This window comes from Flavobacterium amniphilum (assembly GCF_023634845.1).
Taxonomy (GTDB): Bacteria; Bacteroidota; Bacteroidia; order Flavobacteriales; family Flavobacteriaceae; genus Flavobacterium; species Flavobacterium amniphilum.
In genome coordinates, this window is sequence record NZ_JAMLJL010000012.1 from 1 (window position 1) to 19,602 (window position 19,602).

Sequence of the window (19,602 nt, forward strand, 5' to 3'; positions counted from 1 at the left end):
AAGACCGAAAGTGGAAACGGGACTTATGCGGCTTATAGGTCTCAACCCTACGGAACGTTTTAGTTCACCCGTTTCCTCTTCGGAAAATTAATTATTTTTAGTAATACAAACTAAAGGCGGAACGTTATCTGCTATTTTAACAATACTATGCTTAAACGTAACTTTCCAATTATATTTTTGACCTTGATTTTTGCAGGCTGCTCCAATCCGAATGATAGGATATACTCCAATTTCGAGAGTGATCTAAAAGATTCGATTGAAGCTTACAATGCTCAGGAATTTGACTACACTGATTTAGTTTTACATCCACAAAAATCCTATTTTGTCAACTCAAAATTAAAACTGCTGATTTTACAAAGTAGTGGAGAAATGTGTGACAGTGAAAGTTGCTATATTTTTGACACCAAGAGCGACTCTATTTTGTTGCTCATTTCCAGGACCGAATGTTACCAGAATCCCGATCGATGGAAAATTGAAACAGATACAATTTATGTTATCGATTATAAAACCAAAACTGAAAAGAAATACGCAAACGGAGTTTTGGTGGAGAAATGTAAAATCAAAACTAGTTATGATTATTCAAACGAAATTTCTTTTGAAATTAAAACGAAAACTGAAAGAAAACACAACAATAGATGACACTCTTGATTCTTCAGTTGAGTTTAATCTAAAAGTATAAATTGATAACAAAAAACAGCAGATAACAGCAGTTGCGCAATAGCTCCACTCCTTTTCATTGGAAAATCCTGCGGATTTTCAACTCACCGTTTTCATAACAGTATTTTTCTTAAATTGCCGCTACTGCGCCAAGCTGGCGGGACGTTAGCAGTAACCTTAAAAACATGCTAAAAAACAAATTCATATTTTTATTATTAATTTCTTTTTCTTGTACTAAACAAAAAGAGAATAGTTTAGACTTAAATATCAATAATTCTAAAAACAATCAGGAAATGAGTCTAATTTCTATTTATTGGAAAGATTTTCAATTAAAAAATCCAAAATATAAGAATATGAATGAACCTCAATCATTTTATTTTTGCGATAATAAAGAAGAAGCTGACGAATGTGCAGAATTAGTAATGAAAAAAATAAAACAAGCTACTTCACCTTCAGTCTGGTGGTTTGAAAAAAACAAAGAAGAGATTCCAAAAATTGGAGATATAGCAATAGTTACAAATTGGAATAAAGAACCTAAAGCAATTATTAGAACTCAAAAAGTAGAAATTGTAAAATTTAAAAATATAACACCCGAATATGCTTTTATAGAAGGCGAAGGAAATAAAACATTAGAATATTGGAAAAAGGTTCATTGGGCTTATTATACTAACGAAATGCATAAATTTGGTGAAAAACCCAATGAAGAAATGAAAATTGTATGCGAATATTTTGAAACTATTTGGTAAAAATAAAAGACTACTGTTAGCAGTGGTTTTGCGCCATAGCTCCTAATGGTTTCCGGAAATCCTTATTCACACAGAATATTTTTCCTAAATTTACTGCAACGGCGTCAAGCCACTAAACGTTAGTATCAAGCTACGAGATACCTTAAAAAGAAAGTAACAAAAAAATGATTTCAGATAAAAATTTAGCCCGAATAGCAGGCTTATGTTATTTTATTGTGATTGCGGCAGGCTTGTTTTCAGAGGTATTTGTAAGGCAAACGCTGAGAGTGTCAAATGACGCATTAACTACTGCTCACAACATACAATCACACGAGATGCTTTATCGATGGGGTTTTGTAGCTGACCTTGTTAACTTTGTCATTGGTATACCATGTGTCCTAATTATTTACTTTTTATTCAAAAGAGTAAACAAACTGTTGCTACAAATTGCTTTGACATTTGTAATAATTCAAACAGCAATCATTGCGGTAAATCTTTTAAATCAAATTTTCCCATTATTAGTATTGAGCAATGAGACTTACCTCAATACATTTCAACCGGATCAACTTGCGACATTATCATTATTATCTCTCAATGTTCAGTCACAGGGATATGCAATTGGATTAGTATTTTTCGCTTTCTATTGTTTGATAATCGGTTACATAATTTACAAGTCTCAAATGCTGCCAAAAATTATTGGAATACTTTATTTTATTGCAGGATTGGGCTATCTAATAAACAGTTTTACCATGTTTCTTTCCAAAGGATTTACAAACCCTTTGTTTACTTATCTAGCAATCCCGATTTTTATTGGGGAATTATCATTGTGTCTATGGTTACTTATAAAAGGCATAGACACTTCAAAATATAAAATATTGAATAAAACCTAAAGGTGAAATTGACAAACTGAAAAGCCCGAACGGCTAACAGTGGTTTAGCTACGCTCTGTTCGGCTTGCAGCCTTGGGTTGTGAAAGTGGGGCTTAGAACGATCTTTCGTATATTTGATTCCACTTTTAACAGACCGATTGAGGAATACACCCAACTTCTTAAAACCAACAGATTGTGCATCATTTTACAAAACCATGAAACCAAACATATTAAACAGAGATTTTCGCCACTCCATCATTTGGAAAGGTGATTTGAATGACGATTGTACTGCAAATTGGGCCGGATTAATGCTTCGGGCCGAATGGATGGACAAAGAGTATTGGTGGTGGTGTGTCTATGATATGTTAGATAGCGAAAACCAAATTGACAGCTCAAATAACTATGATGAAAGTGTTATTGGAGGAGAAAATGCAAGGAAAAGAGCTGAAGAAGTTGCCAAAAACTATCTAAAAAATGAATTGATAAGTCAATTAAAAAGTTCTGGAGAAAAAATCAATTATGACAAATTGATTTCCGATTTAAAACTCATCGGGATCTCTCCAATGCAAACAATCCTGACTTTAATCAATGATTTCGGATTTGAGCACAAAGATGCCAAAAATCATGTATTCGATTCGCCTGTTTGGGAAGGATTAAGAGAACAATCAGATATACTCACCCAGGAATTTTTAAATATTGGCGCTGAAGATGCTGACAAAGTTGAAATTGTTAACGGACAAATTGCATCAATAACTTTCGATTTGACAAAAAAAGATAATGCAAAGGAAAAACAAACTTTTTGGAACAGAATAAAGTCTAAATTCAAATAAACGAAAAAATCAGAATGAAATTTAAGTGTAAAAAATGCAATGAGGAATTAGTTAGACTAAACTTATCGGAAGAACAAAAACTTGACATTTACGTTTTAATGCAAAACGATCTAAGAATATTTGCCGAAAAAAAGTTAATCGATTATTGCACATTAACCCAAAATGAGGCCCGTATAATTGCAAAACATTTGAATAACAGAAACGGAAAATGTTCAGAATGTGAATTTGATGAATTGAATGAAGAAAACACAGACTGTCCAAACTGTGGAGCTTTCAATTATAATCTAAATGAACCCGTATTCAATATCAATTTTTGCAGTCAATTAGAATGGTCACTGGATTTTCAAAATGTCGAAAATGAAACTATAAAATATTCTGTCAAGGAATTTTGGTGTGATGGCGTTCAACATTTACCCTATGACATAAATTCATTACTTTATAAAAACATAGAAAAACATAAGGAAATAATAACCAAAGCCTGGATTGGTTCTGGAGGCGATGAAATTTATGAAATGAAAATAAAGTTCGGAGAACAATCATTGGAAAATTATAAGAATAACAAAAGTCTGGATGAATGTATCCCGAGAAATAATGAAAACCCGGGTTGGATAAAACTATTTATGGAAGACAAAAAAATAGAAGTTCAGTTAAAATAATAACTATTGCCGTAAACGGTTTTAAAAAAATCACTTTGTCTGTCCGTAACACGCGTGTTGGACCTTAATACATAATGAGTCAGGCTTTTAATGTATTTAGCTTCACTCCTGCCGGAATAGCCTGAAAGCAAAAAAATCACATCGATAGAATGTTAACCGCAAATTCACAAAAAATTTATTTATAAATGGTTTTAGAATATAGTTTAGACGAAAATGATTATTTAACACATCAACTCTACACAGCATCCAAAAGTAAAAGAACAAAAAAACAGAGAAGAAAAAGCTGGATAATCGTTTCTTCCCTATTTTTTATTCTGGGATTACTGTTTTTAAAAGAAGAGAATAACTTTTTGAGTTATTACTTTTTTGGGTTCGGAATCATCACGCTGATTTTTTATCCTTTTTATCTGAGAAATCACTACAAAAAGCACTACCAAAAATTTATAACAGATACTTATAAAAGCAGATTTGGAGAAATTGCTAAAGTAAACTTCCATGAAGAATACCTTCAAACAAGTGATTCCAATTCAGAGTCTAAAATAAATTATACCGCTTTGGAAGAAATAAACGAAATTGGAGATTATATTTTTTTAAAATTAACTTCGGGAGGAAGTTTAATAATTCCAAAAGCAAAAGTTGATACTATTGAAGAAGTAAAAGAAGAAATTAAGAAGATTTCAAGGAAGTACGGTTTAGCAGAAAATATTGAATTAAACTGGAAATGGAAATAAAAACAATTCATAAAAATCTGTAACCTTAACCACCAATCTCAAACCACAAAAAACCAAAATAAAAAAATGAAAAAACTAAACTATATTTTACTTTTCATACTGAGTTTTTATCTTGTAATTAGTTGCAATAAGCCTAAAAAAGAAACAGAAGAAAGAAACTATATATTTTTCCTTCATAATAAATTCGTGGAAGAAAATGATTTAGAAACTGAACATCCTGAATATGGAAAAGCCGAATACAAGGAGATCATTAAATCATTTCAAAAAGATGGCTTTATCGTTTTAAGTGAAAAAAGAAAAACCAATACAGATGTAGAGGAATATGCCCGAAAAATTGTTTCGCAAATCGACAGTTTACTAAAAAAAGGAATTAAACCCAATCATATTAGTGTAATCGGAACCTCAAAAGGCGGCTATATTGCTCAATATGTTTCTACTTATATTGCAAATCCTGACATCAACTTTGTCTTCGTGGGTTGTTATCAGGAAACGGATGTAAAAAATTATCCTGAAATAAATTTTTGCGGAAATATCCTGACCATTTATGAAAAATCTGATGCTTTTGGAGTATCGGCAATTGACAGAATGAAAACATCAAAATTAAAAATCAATACATTTAAAGAAATAGAACTGAATACAAATCTTAAACACGGATTTTTATTCAAACCACTAAAAGAATGGATAGAACCAAGCAAAATGTGGGCAAAAAGAAATTATACATTCGAACCAGATAAAAAAACGAACGACTAACAGTAATTTATTTCATCCTTTCGCTGCGCACGGATACTGCATCCTACAAAAAATTATTCAACGGTATTTCCAGACTGTTTTTACTAATTCCCATTACGACACTTGTCCGGAAACGTTTGATACTTTCGTTTCCGAAAAATATTTTACGGGTAAGATTTTCATAATAGGACATTGACGGAACAACCATTATAAGAAGAAAATCAGATTCGCCCGTTATATGAAAACACTGCTGGATTTCAGGAACTGAAGAAAATTCTTTCCTAATGGCGTCAATTTCATTAATCTTTTTCCGTTCCAGAAATATCTCAACAATTATCGTTACGTTACTGCCTACTTTATCCCTGTCGACTACAGCAATATCTTTTTCAATAATACCTTCTTCCCGCATTTTTTTTATACGTCTTTGAACGGCCGGAGCAGAAAGTCCGATTTTATCACCAATATCACGTTGTGGCGTTAAATTGTCTTTTTGCAGTATCGCTAAAATCCTATAGTCCAAATCATCCATCATAATGAAACAAAATTGCGTTTTATACCCCAAAATTAATAAAAAAGCCAACTAATAATTAAATAATATTGCATCATTAATCACATAAAAAAAAAGATATGAGCAAGTTAAACGGAATCTGGCTACCCATTATAACCCCATTTAAAAATGGAAAAATTGATTTTGAATCTTATAAAAGATTAATTGAGTTTTACAGCACAAAAGGAATTTCCGGAATAATTCCAAACGGAACAACAGGGGAATCACCAACAATTGAGGAAGATGAATTTGAAGAACTAATTGACAAAACCATCGAATTCAATACCAAGGATTTACCGGTTTATTTCGGACTTGGAGGAAATCACACCAACAACATAATCAAAAAACTCAAAATTGTTGAAAAATATAGTGTTGACGGAATTTTATCGGTTTCTCCCTATTACAGTAAACCGGACCAAAAAGGAATCAGTGAGCATTTCAAAGCAATAGCCAGTTCAACGGATAAAAACATTATCGTTTACAATGTTCCGCACAGAACCGGAAGAAATATTGAGAACCCGACAATCTTTGAGCTTTCTGAAATCAAAAATATTGTTGGAGTCAAAGATTCGGGCGGTGATATCATGCAATCCATGGATTTGATTTTTAACCGTCCCGAAGGTTTTTCCGTTTTAACCGGAGAAGACCACATGTTTTACTTAACAGCTTCATTGGGAGGAGACGGCGGAATACTTGCTGCTTCCCATTTACAGACAGAGCAATATGTTTCCGTTTTTAAAGACATTCAAAATAATGACCTGAAATCTGCCTTAAAAACATGGAAAGAAATTGAAAAAAACATTCCGCTGTTGTTCAAGGAATCCAATCCAATGCCTCTAAAATATATTTTAAATAAATTAGAGTTGATTGATACACCTGAATTAAGATTGCCATTAACCGGAATATCAGATGATTTGAAAAAGGAGTTAAATCAGATATTTTAAACCAATTGCAAACTGTAGCCAACAACTGTTATATGCTCATCAGGATTCAGATAAAATTTAAAGCATTTTTATATATTTGACTTCAGTGCTTTAGAAAGAAAGAAAAAAAATATCTTAAAGCCGACGGAACTTTAGTAGTAATTAAAAAAATGTTTCAAATGAATTTTCGCAATATTCCAATTATTTTGATTTCGATAATAATTGGCAGTCTTTTAGGATGGTTTGCTAATATAAAATTAACTGAAACTGATTCAGGAAACTTCAAAACTAAAGAAAAAACAAACCAAACAGTTAAAACTGAAAAGCAAAAAAAAGAGGGTGAATTACTAAATATCGAATTAAGTGAATTAGATCAAGATTGTTCAAAAGATATTGTTTCCTTAAATCCTCTTGTTGTAAAATACGCTGAGAATGAAACCTGTAATTGCGATTCAGCATTTTCAAATTTAGAAATAAATTACTGCTCAGGAGTTGAATTATGTATTGAAAGAAACAGATTTGATAACCTAAATAAAAAACTCCTGAAAATATATGATTCTTTAATCGTTTGGCAGAATAATGATATAGCCATTGCCAAAAAAGACAAACACAGTGTGACGTTAGAGTATATAACAGACTATAAATCAATTAAAGAATTACATAAAAAATCAATGAATCTATATCTTCAATATGTAGAATCTGAAACAGAAATTCAAGGAATAGAAATTGGTAACGGAAGAGAAAGAGTTTTTTGGGAAAATAGTAGGGCTTTAAAAATTTTAAAGGATAAAAATATAGAGTTAACAAAACTGGTTAAAGAATTCAGACATTAGTATCTGACACCACCCCGGTTGATTTCATCTCTTCGCAATTACCAGCTAAATCTGCCGGAAAATCACTATATTAGCAGTAACAAATCAATCATAAATCCCGTAGCAAAACCTGGCTACGGGATTTTAGCGTTCCTTGTACAACAAACTTTAAATTATCATCAAAATGGATAAAAAAGTAACTCCCTTGAATCATGATAAAAGTTCCTTAATTGATTTAAGCCATACAATCGAACATGGTCTTGTCACATACAAAGGTTTACCGGCGCCAATTATTTGTGATTATTTAAGTCGGGAAAACTCCAGAAATTTTTATGCCGAAGGAACCGAATTTCAAATTGGAAAAATTGAGATGGTGGCAAACACCGGAACCTATATCGATTGTCCGTTTCACCGGTTTGAAAACGGAAAAGACCTTTCGGAAATCGGTTTGGAAGCCTTTACCGATCTTGATGCAGTTATCATACGCATTCCGTTTACCGAGACACTGGAAATAACCGAAGAACATTTTAAAAATCTGGAAATCAAAAATAAGGCTGTTTTGGTTCATACGGGCTGGGACCTCAATTGGAATACCGAAAGATATTATGAAAACCATCCTTATCTGACAGAAAGAGCTGCCCAATATCTAAGAGATTCCGGTGTTAAGTTGGTTGGTATCGACTCCCATAACATTGACAGTACACTGGGAAAAACAAGACCCGTCCATACAACACTTCTGGGAGCCGAAATATTGATTGTTGAACATCTTTGCAACCTGGATTCATTACCCGAAGACGGCTTCACTTTCAGTGCCATTCCGCCAAAATTTAAAGGCGTTGGTACATTTCCGGTCAGGGCAATGGCGAAAGTGATAAAAAAATAATTTAGGAACTGTTTCAAGAAAAACACATTTCAGGCTAAATTGACCGGTAATTCAATATATTTGGCTAAATACTAATCAGGCTGTTGGTGAAATAAACCATTGCATAAAGCGGATCATTCGTTTATAAACATTAAAACAAAGAACACTATGGAAATGGATTTTTTAGAAAAATTAGGTAAAAAAAGGACTATCCTGATTTCAATCAGCATACTGATCATTTCCTTACACTCCATCTATTTTTACATTTCAACAACTCCTGAAATAGAGACAAAAAAAATAACCCAGCAAGTCATCCGTTTTTTTCTGACTGTAGTGTTACTGCTGTTTATTTACAAGGGGAAAAATTGGGCCCGGATAGCTGCTCTGATATTATTTTCAATAGGTGTTCTATCAGGTCTTATCGGAATTTTCACCATCAACCAGGATATTCTTTTAAAAACCCCTTTATTTGTAATGGTATTTATTTACTCTTTTGCTATACATTTTTTTGGGTTTTCAGAAAGTTTTAAAGCCTTTGCATGGTATCAAAATGAGAAGGAAAACTATTGATTATAAATTATGCAGGCGTTAATTTCCCATAATTCAAAATGACTAAAACCGACAAATCCCTTCATAACATCTGCATTGCCTCCATTAAAAGAAAGACAATGAAACCGTATGACTTTAAATGGACTAAATTTTATGAAAATAATTCAGATTTTCCCTATTCAGAACTTGGACTTAACCTGGCCGAAGATGAGCTGATTATTTGCTCGACTGTGATTGATGGGGATAATTTCAGTATACTGACAACGAGACGGATATTGACCCAAGAAAACGGCCAAAAAAGTTCCGGGGATATCCAAGGTGCGGTTGACAAACTATACGGAGATTTTAAAGGTTACAAAGACAAAGATTTCACGTATGGAGTCATTCAGCTTCAAAACGGTGATGAATTAAAATACTTCATTGAAACAGGAAAAGCTTCCATGATCATGATCTATGGAGTGGGCTCTCTTATAACAACATCCAAGGGTTAATAAATTAACAATACGATACAAATCAACACTAATAAATTGATTACATCAAGTGGAAAATAATTGATTTTGCTTCCCTCCTTTTCAGTATATTTGTTTTTGTGGTAAAACCGCCAAGCTGCAATATATTAACCGCATTTTACCACATCCCTGAAACCAAAACACCATCCCTAAAACAAACCATATGAAAAATCTGTTCCTGATCGTTTTAACCGTAATGTCGTTAAGCGCATTTTCCCAAAGAAATGAAGTAGCCTGGAATAAGGCAAAAGAAGCCATCAAATTGATGGATGAAGGAAAAATAGATGAAAGTATTGCGCTATTAAAGGAATGCGAGAAATTAGACGGAAAAGACCACACCTATCCTTACGAAATTGCTTATGCCCACGCTTTAAAAAAAGACTACAAAACGGCGATAGCAATTTTGGACAAGACCAAAAAATATAAAAACGCCTCCAGCCAGATTTACCAGTTATCAGGAAATTGCTACAGTTATCTGGAAAAACCGGAATTAGCCATCAAAGAATATGAAGAAGGAATGAAAAAGTTCCCCGATGCCGGAAATCTTCACCTGGAAAAAGGAAATATTTTTTTACAGCAAAAAAAATACAATGAGGCTGTGGAAAATTACGAAAGAGGAATTCAGGCTGACCCGGAATTTCCATCAAATTATTACCGTCTGGCTCTTTTATACCTTGGCTCAACCGATAAATTATCAGGCTTAATCTATGGAGAGATATTCATGAATTTAGAACGTACCTCAACTAGAACCCAGGAAATAAGTGAATTACTTTTTGACACCTACAAACAATCCATCCAGTTTAACGGAGATGAAACTAAAATTGATTTTTGTGAAATTGTAATTGATGCAAAAAATATAAAAGGTAATGATATAAAACTCCCTCTTTGTGCATCCTTCGGAAAAAATTTCCTCTTGAGTATCATAGGCCAAAAAGAAATTAATCTGACAACACTATCCGAAATCAGAATCGGTTTCATCAAAAACTTTTTCATGGAAGATTATAAAAAATACCCGAATGTTTTATTTGAATACCATAAAACCATGCTTGACCAGGGAGTTTTTGACGCTTACAACAAATACATCTTACAAGTGGGAGCCGGCGATGAATTTGCAACGTGGAAAAACGCTAACACTGAAAAATATGATGCTTTTGTAGAATGGTATACCAACCCTGATAATTACCTGAAAATTAACGGTAAAAATAAATTTATCCGGGAATAGTAAAGGACAACAATATCAATAAAACCAAAAACAGCTTTCGCTTTGACACACTTTCTTATTGCCTTACTCCAGGACGCTCCAGAAGACAAGGAGTTCAATTTATTCTTATTTGCCATGCTTATCGCAGGGCTTATTTTCGTTTGCCTGAGTGTTTTACTTGCAATTGTTGTAGCCGCAGTGCTGCTCTTACTTATTTTTGCCTGCATTACCATCGGAGCATTATCAACATCAGTCCTTGTCGGGATACACCAAAAATCTTTTACATCAGGATTCCGGACCTTTATACTCGTATTTTCAACACTCGGAATGACCGTAATCGGTACCGGTTCGTTTTGGGTTTTCAACCGGATCGTACATTGGTGGAGCGAAATAAAAGCCATACTTATTGGAATGGGCGCCGGTTTGGTAAGCGGACTTATAACCGGGATGATACTGGCTTTCTTAATCAAAAAACTGTCGGCTTTCCTTAAGGAAAAACTGGACCGGAAAAGAGAAATCAATTAAATGATTCTTTATATTTGAAATAAGTGTTATCGGAACCAACAAAACATAGTTAATTATTTCCATCACAACAAAACAAAAATATTGAAAGTCAAAATTTTAATATTACTGATAAACTTATCTGCTTTAGGACAGTCAAAAAATCTCTTTAATGTGATTAAAGTTGATGCATCAACTTCAGAAATTTTTAAAAAGATAGATTCCTCATCAATCGGCAATCCATTTTATGAGGATGAAAAATATGTTGTCAGCAAAACCTGTAACGGAGAATTTGGAGGCACAATTATTTTTAAAAATAAATTTACAAAAGCCGAATTCACTTGCGGATCAACCTGTGCAGTCAAAATAGATAAATTTAAAGGACGTTATATTGTAACAAACACTTTAAACCATATGTCTGGATGGACGGAAATACTTGAAATTGCTAATCCGGAACTGCTGAAGAAAATACATGACGGGAAGAAAAAAATTAAAGGTAGAAATATTGATGACTCACAAGAAAAAAAAGGTGCCAAGGTATTAATTGACAAATATTCTTTTTCAACTCTCTTCACCTTTATTTACAATACTAAAATGTATCACATCATTTCAGATTATAAAAAAACATATATTGCCGAAATCGAAAACAATGATTTTAAAATACTCCAGAAAATAATGGATATTGGTGTCTGGGACCATCAAACGGAAATTAAAAAAACAAAAAATAATACTGAATTAGTTTTCTTTCATTCTTCTGATTATAAAACCAAAGGTTATTTTGAAGTTAAAGATAATAACGTAACAATTTTCACTATAAAATAATTCCGTAAATTGTGCATTGCTTCAAGCCGGACTATTTAAAACAATACATGGAACGGAAATTTTTAAATCGCCTCTTACTGCTTTCCGGACTAATCCTAGTGGCTGCAGCCAGTTTGTTTTTTTATTGCTATTTCAATCCGCAACGGAAAATTCCGGGGTGCGGAACTGATGAAGAACCGCTCCCGGTATGCGGAAACGGACCTTCTTCTCCCGAAAAACTAAGAGGAAAGGAAATCTTTAATACGAATTGCGCAGCCTGCCATAAAATAAATGCAATGACTACTCCTGATTTCATTAAAAATGTTTTTGAAAAAATACCTAACGAACAATACTTTGATCTGTTTATCACAAATGAAGATTCGCTCCTGAAAGCAAAACACCCGCGGGCAACCAAATTACAGGAAGAGTTCCCTAACGGTTTCAGGCATAATTTTAAACTCAGTAAAGAAGAAATAGAAAATTTAAAGCTCTATATCAAATAAGCGAAATAACAACATGCTAATCGAAAACAAAGGAATACAAACCGATGCCTTTTATGTCCCTCCGTTCACATTGAAAAAAGGGGAAATTATAATCCTTCATTTGTTTAATGATGAACGTTCCCATAATGCGGAAATGGTACTTAAAGATATCTTCACGGGTAAACTAAAAGACAAAAATGTAATTGTATACACTGCCCTGACTTTTGTTGATTATATTTTTGAACCTAAATTCAAATCCCTTTTCCGTCCATTTAATGTTGGAAATTATTTAAAAAAGAATGCCAATTCAAATAGTCCATACGCCACAAAAATTTATGAAACCGATTGGATTACACCAAAAACAAAAATAAACTGGCTTCCGGGAACTCCCAGAAAACAATTGAGTTTATTTGCCTCACTTACAAAAACAAATAACATTATCTTTGATTTGTCCGGGTTGGATAAAAAAGGTGCTGAAGAGACTTATATGATAGTGAAAGAAATAGTGAAGAAAGGTGGCGCTGCCATTTTTTTGGACTATTTTGGCGATATAAAAAACGACTGTACCCAATACATCGAACTCCAATGGAACAATCCTGAACTGAACAAATGGATAATGAACAAATAAAAATATTACGCAGCAAAATAGCTGTTCCACTCGACATTGCCCTCACACTGTTGAAAAAGAACAATGGTGATATACAAGCCTGTGAACAGGAATTCCATCACAACAACATACATGAGATCAGTGTTGCAGCCGAATGCGATTTTGAAACGGCTAAAGAAAGTTATACTCTTTGCAAGCACGACAAAACTAAAACCATTGAAAAAATCAATTCAAAGCAGGTAATCATAACAACGGGTGAAAATCCAACTTCCCGTAATGAACCGGGTTTCATCCTTTGGCCGGAGGATAAAAACGGTACGCCTTATAAAACCGTAAAACGGAATGATGCTTTTATACCTGCATCCGATTTCGACTATATCATAAAGGCTTTCCAATCGGTTTTCCCTTTACATGACAGTTGGAACAATACCATCGAAGAACATTTTGACGTTTGCGGGGATAATTATTTTGACAAGGAAATCTGCAGTGTAATTCTGAAAAAGATGAGTCAATTGGAAATAAACGATCCGGAAGTTATAAAATTCATCAAAGAGGTAACCAACTGGTTTAATGATAAACTAAACTATGCCGATTATATCGTAGTGAGTGGGAATCTGTGAATTATTTAATAGAAAGCCTCAAAATACAGTACATAACTGCAATTGATTCTATTTTCAAAATCTTCCGCTTTCTTATTTTTACTACTTTAGACAACTCCAAAACCCAAGAACCCATCACAAAATGAAAAAAAATATCCTGCTGGCTTTTATTCTGTTCTCCTTTTGCTTCACTTCAACAGGACAAAACAAATACAAAGAACTTGATGCATTACTCAATAAAAATTCAATGATTGATGCCATGACCGTTCTGGAAAAGTTAAAAGACAATCCCAAGAAAGATACGCTGGATGCAGAATACTGGCTACGGTATTCAAAAGCCAGTTTCACCCTTTACAAATACGAAAACGCGAAGGCTGCAATTGATAAATCAATCAAACTGGCTCCGCAAAATGCGGCGTATCATTTTGAAAAAGGACTGATGCTGAATCGAATTGGTGAACCGGAAAACGCATTGATAGCGCTGCAACGTGCCGTTGAATTAAAACCTAAGGGAGAATATCATTATTGGAAGGGAATTGTCAACCAACAATTGAATAAGCTTAAAGATGCCGAAGAAGATTACAAATCGGCATTGGCAAACGGATTTGAAACACCTGAACTCCACAACAATTATACAAACATATTAATGATCAATGAAAAGTTCACGGAAAGCCTTATACATGCCAACAAAGCCGTCGCAATGGATAAAAAAAACGGAATGGCTTACTCAACGCGTTCCAAAAACCATTTATATCTTTTAAATGTCGACGCTGCCTGTGCCGATAAATCAGCAGCTTACGATTTGGGTTATATGAGGGTATTCCAAATCCCGGATACCATCTGTAAGGGTTCTTTCATCCAAAAAATGAAATTCGCCGGAGATTATTGTGCCGGCAGTAATATGTACAAACAGGCTATAAAGGCCTACTCTGCCCTAATCGATAAAAAGGAGTACCAATCGGATATCTTTTTAAACAGAGGTTACTGCTACTATAAACTGAAAGAGTATGCTAATGCGGAAAAAGATTATCTAAAAGCATTGGAACTCCCTAATCCCGTAAAGGATTTACTCTATGACAATTTAAGTTTATTATACTTTGACCAGGATAATTATACTAAATCGATTGAATATTCAAGCAAAAGAATTGAACTGAACCCTAAAAATCATGTGCCGTATATCGACCGCGGACTCAACTACAGAAAATTGAAAAAATACGACGAAGCGGAAAAAGATTTTAATAAATCATTAAGCATCAAACCTGATTTCTTCAGGGCTTATGGTTACCGGGCCTTTTTATTCCTGGAGCTTGGACAATACAGACAGTCTCTTGAAGATGCATCTAAATCGGTTGAAATAAATCCTAAATATGCCTATGGTTATTTGGTATTGGCTCAGGCAAAACAGAAATTGGGTCAGACTGATTTTTGTACTGATTTACTCAATGCCCAAAAATACGGAAATGACGAAGCTGATATCGCAATTAAACAGTATTGCAACTAAATAGGCTTCAAAATTAAATGTTTCACCGAAGATTAACCTCATTGTAAAGTCCTTTCTATCTGATAAACTATGACAAAAAAGAAAATAATATGTTTTATATCGCTTTTCATAGTAACGCTGGTTGCTGTCTTCAGCTTCCTGTTAAGCGACTTTAATCCTACTTTCCAAGATGAGGGATTTATTCATCTCCAATCGGAACTCGAAAAAGAAAGTCCGGAACTCGACGCTATTATTCTTCTTTATGAGAAGATCAATAAGGCAACAAACAAAAATGATCATTCTTGCAGGTCTGCCCTGTATAATGTACACAGTTATCTTTTCAGCTCGGTTTTTACAAAAGCCCTTTTTGAATTGAAAATAGCAAAGGATTATACAAAATCACAATGCAAAAGATTTGAGTTACAACATTCGGATTTTGCTATGGGAAATATCGGAATTAAAAACGCCGCCAGATTTTACTTTTCAAAAGAATTAAACCAACTAACAACGGAAGAACAGATCATGTTGCTGGTGATGATTAAAAATCCATCGCTGTTCAACCCGTTCAGGCATAGGGAAATACTAATGAAAAAAGTGAAGGAATATCAAAAACTGATTAAAAAAAACACTTAATAATTCTTTTGAAAATACCCGATACTAACTTCTATGTGCGAAACAGGAAAAGAAATTAAATTTTGTACTTGTATGCCAAATGGCGCAAACACTATCGTACACAATAAAAAATCAAGAAGATTCAAACACAACAGGGAAAAGTATACCTGGACACTGGATAAATATATTGGATATGCAAAATATCCCATGGATGGAATGCTCATTTACCCGGATCATGATTTAGCAGAAAACCTGACAACAGAAACGGTTCTGGAAGAACTCAACTCCAAAAACTGCTTTGATTTTGATTATAACCCAAATGAAGGTGATAACCTGAGAATTTATAATCCGGAAAAATACATCCGTAAGTATCTCTCTTTTATTTACCGCAACGGAAAATGGATGGCAGATTCTTATAACGGTCTCATAGAAGAGACTGAAAAATTTAATTATGGAAATATAGATTTTGAATAAATCCAAATTCTGCTGAAATTAGCACCACAAAACCATCTACATGAAAAAACTGCTCATCTCCTTCCTTGTCATATTATCGTATAATTGTTTTGCCCAAACTCCTACTGAGACAACAATACATAATATGGCAGATTTTAATTGCCAGTGCCAGGACACCATCACCCTCAATAAAGAAAGGGTTGCCATCCTCAATAACATGAAAGACTGTTTTACAAAATCAATGGTTACTTATCTGAATAAGGGCGAATTGACAAATGATTATTTAACGGATCCCAAAAAAATGAATGCCCTTCAAAAAAAGGTTTTCAACCAATTGGCGGGTTGTGAAAAAACAATTGAAATCTTTCAAAAATTAAACGTAATTCCTACTCCTGCCGATACAGTTCCGGAAGTTCTTTTTTTATCAGAAAACTTTCTCGGGAAACACGGATTTAAAAAAGGACAGGTGGAAAAGGAATTCAGGGTATGGAATTCCGAAAAGAATAAAAAAATCCAACGGTTGGTAGATATCCGATGGGTATTCACAACACATGAAGAAGCGCTCAGATACCACACTACCATGCTGGGGAGAAATGCTGAGGGCGGACCGGAAATTAATTTCAACGGAAAACTGGAAGGTGCCGCTGAATTACATGTTTTCAAAGAAGGCCCACAGGCTGAAATGCTAATGAAAAGCCTGAATGTCTCACAAAGACAACATTATTTTATATTCGTGGTTGATAATGTGGTCTTCAAGATTTTTGCTTCAACCGAAATAGCTGTGAATCCGGAAGATATAACCTTCATCCCCGAAGAAGCGATAAAAATCTTTAAAGCCTACAAACAAAAACAATAATCTCACTCCACACGACATCATCTAAAAAAAACCTATGCAGCAAAATAATAAAGGCTTCAAAAAAGTCACCCTTGAAGAGGAATGCAACGGGATGCGTTGTGAATACGAAACCACTAGCTATCAGAATTCCTACATGACCGATATATTATTGGTCAGATTCAATGGTGAATACCGCCCGGGATCCATGGGAAAACCTGATTTGGGGTATATGGCAGGGATGGTTAAACTGGGAATCAATGTATGGGATCCTTTTAAAGTAGCTATTGATATCCAAAATGTAACATACGAATGGGGAGACGACATGGAACTATTGTTTGATGCTCCGGATCATTTAAAAACGGTTGTGATTGTCGGCGAAAATAACAGAAGGGCCATCTCAACCCTAATGCTCGGAATAGACACGGAAGAAGATATCGTTGACAACAAATTCTTCTTTGATGATTTTGAAGCGGCAATCGAAAAACTGAAAAAGATGAAATAATATACCCTACCGCACGCATACTTTTCCTTACTGCTCGGTAAATTATGGTTACTGCTCAGAGAATTATGGCTACTGCTCGGAGAATTATGGCTACTGCTCAGAGAATTATAGCTACTACTCGGAGAATTATGACTACTTCTCGGAGAATTATGTCTACTGCTCGGAGAATTATAGCTACTGCTCGGGGAATTATAGCTACTGCTCGGGGAATTATTGTTACTGCTCGGAGAATTATGGCTAACGCACGCATACTTTTTACTTTCCGCAATTTGCTTTTTTACCTTCGCTCTGCATATTCTATTAACGGTCTTTTCTTAAATTGCCGTTATGGAATTTATACACCAAATAAAATCTTCTCAGAATCTGTAAACCTTAAAAGTAAAATTTGAAATATATCATCAAACATAAACAGAAATTCACCGGACTTTTACTCCTACCTTTTTTATATTTTCCCGTGAAGTCCTTTTTTTTCAGCAGTCCCGAATTCATCGTTCTTGATCAAATGACAAGAATAGACACTGCTGAAAATCAAATTACAGAAATCATCCTGGTTAAAAACCATCCGGATACTGCAATCGAGCTGAAAAAATTAATACTGGACTATATTCCCGAAAGGAAAATTGGTTATGAAAATATAAAACAGCTGTTTATAAAAGAAAATGATTACACATTCCTCCCTGCTCTCTTTTTAACGGAAAACTTTAGTTATGAAGATAAAACAATCACTTCTGATAAACTTGACAACGCTGATTTTCTGGCTGAACGGGACAGGTATGTAAAATGGAACAACGAAATAGTCGATACCGTGCGCTGCTTTGTTGGAAAATATGATTATTATAAAAAATAAAACAGGACTTTAAACCAATAAACATGACTTACAGGGAAATTAAACCCACCGGATTCTTAAACCATTTCATCCAAAGTTTCTGGGAGTACAATTCAACCGAAACCGTTGAACATACCATCATACCAGACGGTTATTTTGACCTGATTGCCGAATATGAAAACGATTCGCTCCAACTTGTAAAGCTCACCGGGGTCTGGACGAGCCCAATAGCGGTTTCAATCCCTGAATCGACAAGGATATTTGCCGTCCGCTTTAAACTCCTCGCCGCCGAATACTTGTTCCAACAGGAAATCAAATCTATTCTGAATACGTCAAAAGAGTTGCCTTTATCATTCTGGAACATTGACTCTTACCAAACAGATGATTTTGAAAAATTTGCTTCGGATATCACAAACCAACTCCAAAATGCTATCAGTCATTTAAAAGAAATTGATAACCGCAAACTGAAACTCTTTGATTTAATCTACGGTAATCATAATTTATCCGTGACCGGACTTTCGGAAAACATACACTGGAGCTCCCGGCAAATCAACCGCTATTTCAATCAGCAATTCGGATGCTCACTGAAAACTTTTCTGAATGTGGTGCGCTGTAATTCTTCTTACGAACTTATTTCCGGAGGCAACCTCTCTCCTACTGATGACTATTTCGATCAGGCTCATTTCATAAAGGAAATTAAAAAACATACCGGAACGACTCCGGGGGAATTGTTCAAAAATGAAAACGACCGTTTTTTACAATTATCAACAAAATCATAGCAGTAGTTTTACACTCAAATTCAAAACAGACTTAAAATGAGAATCACAAAACTTACGCCCAACTTTGAAGTAACGGATGTCAAAAAATCGGTTGCTTTTTATGAAGAAAACTTCGATTTTAAACTAATTATGACGGTTCCGGTAACACAGGACGGAATCGAACAATCCTTCGAAGAAAACAAAGAATATGTATTCGCCATGGTCCAAAAGGATGATGTCGAAATCTTCTTCCAGCGTACCGATACTTTCAAGGAAGATGTTGTTTTTTCAGAGGGTTTGCCTATCGGGGCTTCAGTTTCATTTTACATGGATATTGAAGGCATTACCGAATTCCACAACGAAATGAAATCCCGCAACCTGGAGGTAACCAACTTAAAAACGACCTGGTACGGAATGCAGGAATTTTACCTGAAAGACCTCAACGGCTACATTCTGGGCTTCGCCGAAAGAAAAGCCTAACAGTCTATCTGAAAACAATCATTACTTACCGTTAAAAAATATGGGAAACTATCTTTTTTAACGGTA

At 34.3% G+C, this 19,602-nt stretch carries 27 protein-coding genes; 26 read left to right on the top strand and 1 reads right to left on the bottom strand.

The annotated features are described in order from the left end of the window. The first annotated feature begins 147 nt into the window (after window positions 1–147). The 7 genes from NAT51_RS13475 to NAT51_RS13505 all read left to right on the top strand — a co-directional run bounded on the left by NAT51_RS13475 (window position 148) and on the right by NAT51_RS13505 (window position 5,218). Window positions 148–639 (top strand): hypothetical protein, encoded by a 492-nt coding sequence (locus NAT51_RS13475; protein WP_250599472.1) that lies wholly within the window; start codon window positions 148–150, stop codon window positions 637–639. 203 nt (window positions 640–842) lie between these two features. Beyond that, window positions 843–1,403 (top strand): ASCH domain-containing protein, encoded by a 561-nt coding sequence (locus tag NAT51_RS13480; RefSeq protein WP_250599474.1) that lies wholly within the window; start codon window positions 843–845, stop codon window positions 1,401–1,403. A 164-nt stretch (window positions 1,404–1,567) separates the two neighbouring features. Beyond that, a complete protein-coding gene (locus NAT51_RS13485; protein ID WP_250599476.1) occupies window positions 1,568–2,272 on the top strand; it encodes a DUF4386 domain-containing protein in 705 nt (234 codons plus the stop codon). A 194-nt stretch (window positions 2,273–2,466) separates the two neighbouring features. Then, window positions 2,467–3,081: a hypothetical protein gene (locus NAT51_RS13490; protein ID WP_250599478.1), complete on the top strand. Its 615-nt coding sequence runs from the start codon at window positions 2,467–2,469 to the stop codon at window positions 3,079–3,081. Window positions 3,082–3,179: 98 nt separating this feature from the next. Continuing rightward, the gene (locus NAT51_RS13495) at window positions 3,180–3,737 is read left to right on the top strand and encodes a hypothetical protein (protein WP_250599480.1); all 558 of its coding nucleotides are present in this window, start codon (window positions 3,180–3,182) and stop codon (window positions 3,735–3,737) included. Window positions 3,738–3,922: 185 nt separating this feature from the next. Next, complete coding sequence (locus NAT51_RS13500; RefSeq protein ID WP_250599482.1) at window positions 3,923–4,468, top strand: YcxB family protein; 546 nt, start codon at window positions 3,923–3,925, stop codon at window positions 4,466–4,468. A 66-nt stretch (window positions 4,469–4,534) separates the two neighbouring features. After that, the gene (locus NAT51_RS13505; RefSeq protein WP_250599484.1) at window positions 4,535–5,218 is read left to right on the top strand and encodes an alpha/beta hydrolase; all 684 of its coding nucleotides are present in this window, start codon (window positions 4,535–4,537) and stop codon (window positions 5,216–5,218) included. A 43-nt stretch (window positions 5,219–5,261) separates the two neighbouring features. On the opposite strand, the gene NAT51_RS13510 is transcribed toward NAT51_RS13505, so the two are convergent. Beyond that, complete coding sequence (locus NAT51_RS13510; protein ID WP_250599486.1) at window positions 5,262–5,729, bottom strand: Lrp/AsnC family transcriptional regulator; 468 nt, start codon at window positions 5,727–5,729, stop codon at window positions 5,262–5,264. Window positions 5,730–5,824: 95 nt separating this feature from the next. On the opposite strand from NAT51_RS13510, the gene dapA reads away from it, so the two are divergent. From dapA to NAT51_RS13605, 19 genes are all read left to right on the top strand, one after another. Then, a complete protein-coding gene (dapA, locus tag NAT51_RS13515; RefSeq protein WP_250599488.1) occupies window positions 5,825–6,688 on the top strand; it encodes a 4-hydroxy-tetrahydrodipicolinate synthase in 864 nt (287 codons plus the stop codon). 158 nt (window positions 6,689–6,846) lie between these two features. Next, window positions 6,847–7,500 (top strand): hypothetical protein, encoded by a 654-nt coding sequence (locus tag NAT51_RS13520; protein WP_250599490.1) that lies wholly within the window; start codon window positions 6,847–6,849, stop codon window positions 7,498–7,500. 163 nt (window positions 7,501–7,663) lie between these two features. Further along, window positions 7,664–8,362: a cyclase family protein gene (locus NAT51_RS13525; protein WP_250599492.1), complete on the top strand. Its 699-nt coding sequence runs from the start codon at window positions 7,664–7,666 to the stop codon at window positions 8,360–8,362. A 147-nt stretch (window positions 8,363–8,509) separates the two neighbouring features. Continuing rightward, a complete protein-coding gene (locus NAT51_RS13530) occupies window positions 8,510–8,911 on the top strand; it encodes a hypothetical protein (protein ID WP_250599494.1) in 402 nt (133 codons plus the stop codon). A 98-nt stretch (window positions 8,912–9,009) separates the two neighbouring features. Beyond that, the gene (locus NAT51_RS13535; RefSeq protein ID WP_250599496.1) at window positions 9,010–9,381 is read left to right on the top strand and encodes a hypothetical protein; all 372 of its coding nucleotides are present in this window, start codon (window positions 9,010–9,012) and stop codon (window positions 9,379–9,381) included. A gap of 181 nt (window positions 9,382–9,562) precedes the next feature. Then, window positions 9,563–10,621 (top strand): tetratricopeptide repeat protein, encoded by a 1,059-nt coding sequence (locus NAT51_RS13540; RefSeq protein ID WP_250599498.1) that lies wholly within the window; start codon window positions 9,563–9,565, stop codon window positions 10,619–10,621. Window positions 10,622–10,663: 42 nt separating this feature from the next. Further along, the gene (locus NAT51_RS13545; RefSeq protein ID WP_250599500.1) at window positions 10,664–11,125 is read left to right on the top strand and encodes a hypothetical protein; all 462 of its coding nucleotides are present in this window, start codon (window positions 10,664–10,666) and stop codon (window positions 11,123–11,125) included. 81 nt (window positions 11,126–11,206) lie between these two features. Next, window positions 11,207–11,923, top strand: a complete 717-nt coding sequence (locus NAT51_RS13550; RefSeq protein ID WP_250599502.1) for a hypothetical protein — start codon at window positions 11,207–11,209, stop codon at window positions 11,921–11,923. Window positions 11,924–11,970: 47 nt separating this feature from the next. Beyond that, window positions 11,971–12,405 carry a c-type cytochrome gene (locus tag NAT51_RS13555; protein ID WP_250599504.1) on the top strand — a complete coding sequence of 145 codons (435 nt, stop codon included), beginning with the start codon at window positions 11,971–11,973 and terminating at the stop codon, window positions 12,403–12,405. A gap of 13 nt (window positions 12,406–12,418) precedes the next feature. Further along, a complete protein-coding gene (locus NAT51_RS13560; RefSeq protein WP_250599506.1) occupies window positions 12,419–13,012 on the top strand; it encodes a hypothetical protein in 594 nt (197 codons plus the stop codon). Continuing rightward, a complete protein-coding gene (locus NAT51_RS13565; protein WP_250599508.1) occupies window positions 12,994–13,611 on the top strand; it encodes a hypothetical protein in 618 nt (205 codons plus the stop codon). Before NAT51_RS13560 ends, NAT51_RS13565 begins: the two co-directional genes overlap by 19 nt. 121 nt (window positions 13,612–13,732) lie before the next feature. Then, a complete protein-coding gene (locus NAT51_RS13570) occupies window positions 13,733–15,091 on the top strand; it encodes a tetratricopeptide repeat protein (protein WP_250599510.1) in 1,359 nt (452 codons plus the stop codon). A gap of 69 nt (window positions 15,092–15,160) precedes the next feature. Further along, on the top strand, window positions 15,161–15,703 hold the full coding sequence (locus NAT51_RS13575; protein ID WP_250599512.1) for a transglycosylase domain-containing protein: 543 nt from the start codon (window positions 15,161–15,163) through the stop codon (window positions 15,701–15,703). A 72-nt stretch (window positions 15,704–15,775) separates the two neighbouring features. Then, window positions 15,776–16,156: a hypothetical protein gene (locus NAT51_RS13580; RefSeq protein ID WP_250599515.1), complete on the top strand. Its 381-nt coding sequence runs from the start codon at window positions 15,776–15,778 to the stop codon at window positions 16,154–16,156. A 40-nt stretch (window positions 16,157–16,196) separates the two neighbouring features. Further along, complete coding sequence (locus NAT51_RS13585; protein WP_250599517.1) at window positions 16,197–16,991, top strand: hypothetical protein; 795 nt, start codon at window positions 16,197–16,199, stop codon at window positions 16,989–16,991. A 34-nt stretch (window positions 16,992–17,025) separates the two neighbouring features. Continuing rightward, window positions 17,026–17,472, top strand: coding sequence for a hypothetical protein (locus NAT51_RS13590; RefSeq protein WP_250599519.1), 447 nt, complete (start codon window positions 17,026–17,028; stop codon window positions 17,470–17,472). Window positions 17,473–17,974: 502 nt separating this feature from the next. Further along, on the top strand, window positions 17,975–18,319 hold the full coding sequence (locus NAT51_RS13595) for a hypothetical protein (RefSeq protein WP_250599521.1): 345 nt from the start codon (window positions 17,975–17,977) through the stop codon (window positions 18,317–18,319). A gap of 23 nt (window positions 18,320–18,342) precedes the next feature. Next, the gene (locus NAT51_RS13600; RefSeq protein ID WP_250599522.1) at window positions 18,343–19,077 is read left to right on the top strand and encodes a DUF6597 domain-containing transcriptional factor; all 735 of its coding nucleotides are present in this window, start codon (window positions 18,343–18,345) and stop codon (window positions 19,075–19,077) included. Between the two features lie 36 nt (window positions 19,078–19,113). Beyond that, window positions 19,114–19,536 carry a VOC family protein gene (locus tag NAT51_RS13605; protein WP_250599524.1) on the top strand — a complete coding sequence of 141 codons (423 nt, stop codon included), beginning with the start codon at window positions 19,114–19,116 and terminating at the stop codon, window positions 19,534–19,536. The last annotated feature ends 66 nt before the right edge of the window (window positions 19,537–19,602 follow it).

Excerpts from the sequence above, each read along its gene's own strand:
- NAT51_RS13485 (WP_250599476.1), top strand. The coding sequence starts at position 1,568 with ATGATTTCAGATAAAAATTTAGCCCGAATAGCAGGCTTATGTTATTTT.
- NAT51_RS13500 (WP_250599482.1), top strand. The coding sequence starts at position 3,923 with ATGGTTTTAGAATATAGTTTAGACGAAAATGATTATTTAACACATCAA.
- NAT51_RS13590 (WP_250599519.1), top strand. The coding sequence starts at position 17,026 with ATGCAGCAAAATAATAAAGGCTTCAAAAAAGTCACCCTTGAAGAGGAA.
- NAT51_RS13525 (WP_250599492.1), top strand. The coding sequence starts at position 7,664 with ATGGATAAAAAAGTAACTCCCTTGAATCATGATAAAAGTTCCTTAATT.
- NAT51_RS13560 (WP_250599506.1), top strand. The coding sequence starts at position 12,419 with ATGCTAATCGAAAACAAAGGAATACAAACCGATGCCTTTTATGTCCCT.
- NAT51_RS13600 (WP_250599522.1), top strand. The coding sequence starts at position 18,343 with ATGACTTACAGGGAAATTAAACCCACCGGATTCTTAAACCATTTCATC.
- NAT51_RS13510 (WP_250599486.1), bottom strand. The coding sequence starts at position 5,729 with ATGATGGATGATTTGGACTATAGGATTTTAGCGATACTGCAAAAAGAC.
- dapA (WP_250599488.1), top strand. The coding sequence starts at position 5,825 with ATGAGCAAGTTAAACGGAATCTGGCTACCCATTATAACCCCATTTAAA.
- NAT51_RS13585 (WP_250599517.1), top strand. The coding sequence starts at position 16,197 with ATGAAAAAACTGCTCATCTCCTTCCTTGTCATATTATCGTATAATTGT.
- NAT51_RS13530 (WP_250599494.1), top strand. The coding sequence starts at position 8,510 with ATGGAAATGGATTTTTTAGAAAAATTAGGTAAAAAAAGGACTATCCTG.
- NAT51_RS13520 (WP_250599490.1), top strand. The coding sequence starts at position 6,847 with ATGAATTTTCGCAATATTCCAATTATTTTGATTTCGATAATAATTGGC.
- NAT51_RS13480 (WP_250599474.1), top strand. The coding sequence starts at position 843 with ATGCTAAAAAACAAATTCATATTTTTATTATTAATTTCTTTTTCTTGT.
- NAT51_RS13565 (WP_250599508.1), top strand. The coding sequence starts at position 12,994 with ATGGATAATGAACAAATAAAAATATTACGCAGCAAAATAGCTGTTCCA.
- NAT51_RS13605 (WP_250599524.1), top strand. The coding sequence starts at position 19,114 with ATGAGAATCACAAAACTTACGCCCAACTTTGAAGTAACGGATGTCAAA.
- NAT51_RS13570 (WP_250599510.1), top strand. The coding sequence starts at position 13,733 with ATGAAAAAAAATATCCTGCTGGCTTTTATTCTGTTCTCCTTTTGCTTC.
- NAT51_RS13490 (WP_250599478.1), top strand. The coding sequence starts at position 2,467 with ATGAAACCAAACATATTAAACAGAGATTTTCGCCACTCCATCATTTGG.
- NAT51_RS13595 (WP_250599521.1), top strand. The coding sequence starts at position 17,975 with ATGACAAGAATAGACACTGCTGAAAATCAAATTACAGAAATCATCCTG.
- NAT51_RS13505 (WP_250599484.1), top strand. The coding sequence starts at position 4,535 with ATGAAAAAACTAAACTATATTTTACTTTTCATACTGAGTTTTTATCTT.
- NAT51_RS13535 (WP_250599496.1), top strand. The coding sequence starts at position 9,010 with ATGAAACCGTATGACTTTAAATGGACTAAATTTTATGAAAATAATTCA.
- NAT51_RS13575 (WP_250599512.1), top strand. The coding sequence starts at position 15,161 with ATGACAAAAAAGAAAATAATATGTTTTATATCGCTTTTCATAGTAACG.
- NAT51_RS13555 (WP_250599504.1), top strand. The coding sequence starts at position 11,971 with ATGGAACGGAAATTTTTAAATCGCCTCTTACTGCTTTCCGGACTAATC.
- NAT51_RS13495 (WP_250599480.1), top strand. The coding sequence starts at position 3,180 with ATGCAAAACGATCTAAGAATATTTGCCGAAAAAAAGTTAATCGATTAT.
- NAT51_RS13475 (WP_250599472.1), top strand. The coding sequence starts at position 148 with ATGCTTAAACGTAACTTTCCAATTATATTTTTGACCTTGATTTTTGCA.
- NAT51_RS13540 (WP_250599498.1), top strand. The coding sequence starts at position 9,563 with ATGAAAAATCTGTTCCTGATCGTTTTAACCGTAATGTCGTTAAGCGCA.
- NAT51_RS13580 (WP_250599515.1), top strand. The coding sequence starts at position 15,776 with ATGCCAAATGGCGCAAACACTATCGTACACAATAAAAAATCAAGAAGA.